Source organism: Phenylobacterium sp., assembly GCF_035276905.1.
Classification (GTDB): domain Bacteria; phylum Pseudomonadota; class Alphaproteobacteria; order Caulobacterales; family Caulobacteraceae; genus Phenylobacterium.
In genome coordinates this window covers 1-3,505 of record NZ_DATELG010000255.1, presented here as the reverse complement: position 1 = coordinate 3,505, position 3,505 = coordinate 1, and the positions used below count along the sequence as shown (strand labels likewise).

4 protein-coding genes, 1 other RNA gene and 1 pseudogene are annotated in these 3,505 nt (G+C 71.1%); 2 read left to right on the top strand and 4 right to left on the bottom strand.

The features are described from left to right. The 4 genes and pseudogenes from VJS38_RS12025 to VJS38_RS12010 form a co-directional block, all read right to left on the bottom strand. Window positions 1-228 (bottom strand): annotated as a pseudogene (locus VJS38_RS12025) (hypothetical protein); the annotation flags it as partial. Window positions 229-252: 24 nt separating this feature from the next. Continuing rightward, window positions 253-414, bottom strand: a non-coding RNA gene (gene ssrS, locus VJS38_RS12020) — 6S RNA. Window positions 415-532: 118 nt separating this feature from the next. Next, window positions 533-853, bottom strand: coding sequence for a cell division protein ZapA (locus tag VJS38_RS12015; RefSeq protein ID WP_324088387.1), 321 nt, complete (start codon window positions 851-853; stop codon window positions 533-535). Window positions 854-855: 2 nt separating this feature from the next. Further along, entirely contained in the window at window positions 856-1,143 is a 288-nt protein-coding gene (locus VJS38_RS12010; RefSeq protein ID WP_324088386.1) for a hypothetical protein, read from the bottom strand. A gap of 150 nt (window positions 1,144-1,293) precedes the next feature. On the opposite strand from VJS38_RS12010, the gene tkt reads away from it, so the two are divergent. Beyond that, complete coding sequence (gene tkt, locus VJS38_RS12005; protein ID WP_324088385.1) at window positions 1,294-3,267, top strand: transketolase; 1,974 nt, start codon at window positions 1,294-1,296, stop codon at window positions 3,265-3,267. Window positions 3,268-3,272: 5 nt separating this feature from the next. Then, window positions 3,273-3,505 (top strand): NAD-dependent epimerase/dehydratase family protein (locus tag VJS38_RS12000; protein ID WP_324088384.1); only part of this gene is annotated, 233 nt, incomplete at its 3' end.

The window sequence follows — 3,505 nt, the reverse complement described above, 5'->3', positions numbered from 1 at the left end:
GCCGGCGTGGCGCAGCCGCGCGCCGAGCGGACGCGGGTCCAGCTCCGAGCCCATCGCATGGTAGAGGCTGAAGGTCCGGAACGGCGGCAGCCGGCCGAGCGGCAGATGCCGGGCGGCGCGTTCGGCGGCGTCGGGGATCTCGGCGGCGAGCCTGCGCCGAAGCCCGCGCAGCCGCACCCTCAGCGCTGTCTTGTCGAGGGGCGCCGTCTTATCCAGGGGCGGTGTCACCCACGGGTCTCCGGAAGCAAGGGTGGCGGCGCCGCGTGAGCCGTGAAGGACTGTTCATCCCCTCGACCTGGATACACCAGGTGGGCGCCGTGTGCCCGAGACCACGATCCCGGACAGGGACAGCTCCCTTTGAGAGAATTAAGGTCGCTGGGATATGTTCGCCTTCGACGCGAGCCGCAGCTGACCCGCCGGAGCCGTAACGTAGGGGCTGAGGCGCGGCTTCTCAAGCGCAGCGTGTATGGGCGCAGCGTGTATGGGTCCCGGACAAGCGCTGCGCGCTTTTTGGAATGACAGTCGTGTGCGGCTACGCCGCCTCGCTCGCCAGCTTCTCGATCCGCTTGGCGGCGGCGTCGAGGGCGGCGGCGGCGCGGGCTTCGACGGACTGCAGGCGGCCGAGGTCGCCCTGGACGGCGGCCATCCGCGCCTTGGTCTCGGCGAGCTCGTCGGCCAGCAGCAGGGCGCCCATCAGAAAGAGCCGCGTCTCGCCGAGCTGGCCCATCTCCTGGCCGACCTGGCGCACGTGGCGGTCGAACAGCCGGGCGAGCTCGGCGAGATGAGCCTCCTGGCCGTCCTCGCAGCCGACCACATAGGGCCGTCCGTTCACGTTCAGGGTCACCTGGGCCATGCTCAGCCTCCCGCCGCCGAAGCGCCGAGCGCGGCGCGGATTTCCTGGATGGCGCGACCCAGCGCCGCAGACGCCTCGGCGCCGGCGGCCTCCAGCTCGCGCTCGCGAGTGCGGACCCGCACCAGCTCGGCGGCCAGCCCCGCGGGCTCCGGCCCGTGGTCGAAGAGGTCGCCGCCCTGAAGACCAGAGGCGGGGCGGCCCGAAAGCCGCTGCTCCAGGGCGGATAGCGCCCGCTCCAGCCGCTTGGCGGCAAGTTCCAGCGCGCTTTCGCCCGCGGTCTCCCGGATCATGCGCCCTCCGTCGGCTGCGGTCTGACCATAGTCTATAGGGCGTCGGCCCGTTCCTCCAGATAGCGCGGGCTTGGGGCGCTTCCTTGACCGTGGACCGCTCGCGTGCGAGGGCGCGCCAGCTTTTTTCTTCCGCACGAAACCTGGACTGCAATGCCCGCCGATCTCCAGACCATGGCCAACGCGATCCGCGTGCTCTCGATGGACGCCGTCGAGAAGGCCAACTCCGGTCACCCCGGCATGCCGATGGGCATGGCCGACGTCGCCGCCGTGCTCTGGACCAAGTTCCTCAAGTACGACGCCAGCCGGCCGGACTGGGCCGACCGCGACCGCTTCGTGCTGTCGGCCGGCCACGGCTCGATGCTGCTCTACTCCCTGCTCCACCTGTCGGGCTTCAAGGCCATGACGATGGACCAGATCAAGGCGTTCCGGCAGCTCAATTCCGCAACGCCCGGCCACCCGGAATACGGCCACACCCCCGGCGTCGAGACCACCACCGGCCCGCTCGGCCAGGGCCTGGCGACCGCCGTCGGCATGGCGATCGCCGAGCGCCACCTGGCGGCCCGCTTCAGCGCCGACCTCGTCGACCACCGCACCTGGGTGGTGGCCGGGGACGGCTGTTTGATGGAGGGCGTGAGCCAGGAGGCGATCGGCCTGGCCGGGCGGCTGAAGCTGAACCGCCTGACGGTGCTGTGGGACGACAACAACATCACCATCGACGGCGCGGTCGCGCTCTCCGACGTCACCGACCAGCCGGCCCGCTTCAAGGCCGCCGGTTGGGCGGTGAAGACCATCGACGGCCATGACGTCGGCCAGATCCGCCGCGCGCTGGCCTGGGCCGTCAAGCAGGACAGGCCGTCGCTGATCGCCTGCAAGACCAAGATCGGCAAGGGCTCGCCGAACTTCGAGGGCACCCATGACGTGCACGGCAAGGCGCTGGGCAAGGACGAGGTCGCCGCCACCCGCGTCAACCTCGGCTGGCCGGCCGAAGCCTTCGTGGTTCCCGACGAGGTCCTGCGGCCCTGGCGCGCCGCGGGCCGTAGGGGCGCCAAGGAGCGCAAGGCCTGGGAAGCGCGCCTGGCGGCCTCGCCGCACTCGGCTGAGTTCCAGCGCGCCATGGCCGGCGATCTGCCGAAGCACGCCTTCGAGCGCCTCGACGCCTACATCACCGAGGCCGAGACCTCGCGGCCCTCGGCGGCCACGCGGCAGCACTCCGGCACGGCGCTGGAGAAGGTGTTCGGCGAGATCCCCGACCTGATCGGCGGCTCGGCGGACCTGACCGGCTCGAACAACACCTACGTCAAGAACACCGCCATCCTCGACGCCCCCGACTACGCCGGCCGCTATGTGAACTATGGCGTCCGCGAATTCGGCATGACCGCGGCCATGAACGGCATGGCCCTGCACGGCGGGGTGATCCCCTACGGCGGGACCTTCCTGGTCTTCTCCGACTACGCCCGCCCGGCGCTGCGGCTGGCGGCGCTGATGGGCGTGCGCACGATCTTCGTCGGCACTCACGATTCCATCGGTCTGGGCGAGGACGGGCCGACCCACCAGCCGGTCGAGCACCTGGCGAGCCTGCGGGCGATGCCCAACCTCAACCTCTTCCGCCCGGCCGACGCGGTGGAGACCGCCGAGTGCTGGAAGCTCGCGCTTGCCGCCAAGACCACGCCCTCGGTGATGGCGCTGTCCCGTCAGAAGGTCGCTCCGGTGCGCATCGATCCGGTCGGCGAGAACCTTTCCTCGCGCGGCGCCTACCAGCTGGCCGCCGCCGGCCATCCCGCGCAGGTGACGATCTTCGCCTCCGGCTCGGAAGTCTCCATCGCCATGGCCGCCCGCGGCCTGCTGGAGGCCGAGGGGATCGGCGTCCGCGTGGTCTCCGTGCCCTGTTTCGAGCTCTTCGAGGCGCAGCCGGCCGACTATCAGGACGCGGTGATCGGCGAGACCGAGGTACGCGTCGCCGTCGAGGCCGGCGTGCGGATGGGCTGGGACCGGTTCATCGGCACGAAGGGCGCCTTCGTCGGCATGTCGGGCTTCGGCGCCAGCGCTCCGGACAAGGTGCTCTACGAGCACTTCGGCCTGACGCCGGACGCGGTCGTGCGCGCCGCCAAGTCGAAGCTGGCTTGATCGCCATGCGCCTCGGAACCCCGCTCTCGCCCTCCGCCGTCAAGGTGATGCTGCTGGGGGCGGGGGAGCTCGGCAAGGAAGTGGTGATCGAGCTGCAGCGGCTCGGCTGCGAGGTGATCGCCGTCGACCGCTACGCCGACGCGCCGGCCATGCAGCTCGCCCACCGCAGCCACGTGGTCGCCATGACCGATCCGGCGGCGCTGCGCGCGGTGGTCGAGCAGGAGCGGCCGCAGCTGAT

What these genes read in the sequence shown, in the direction of transcription:
- VJS38_RS12015 (WP_324088387.1), bottom strand. Translation starts at nt 853, where the DNA reads ATGGCCCAGGTGACCCTGAACGTGAACGGACGGCCCTATGTGGTCGGC.
- tkt (WP_324088385.1), top strand. Translation starts at nt 1,294, where the DNA reads ATGCCCGCCGATCTCCAGACCATGGCCAACGCGATCCGCGTGCTCTCG.
- VJS38_RS12010 (WP_324088386.1), bottom strand. Translation starts at nt 1,143, where the DNA reads ATGATCCGGGAGACCGCGGGCGAAAGCGCGCTGGAACTTGCCGCCAAG.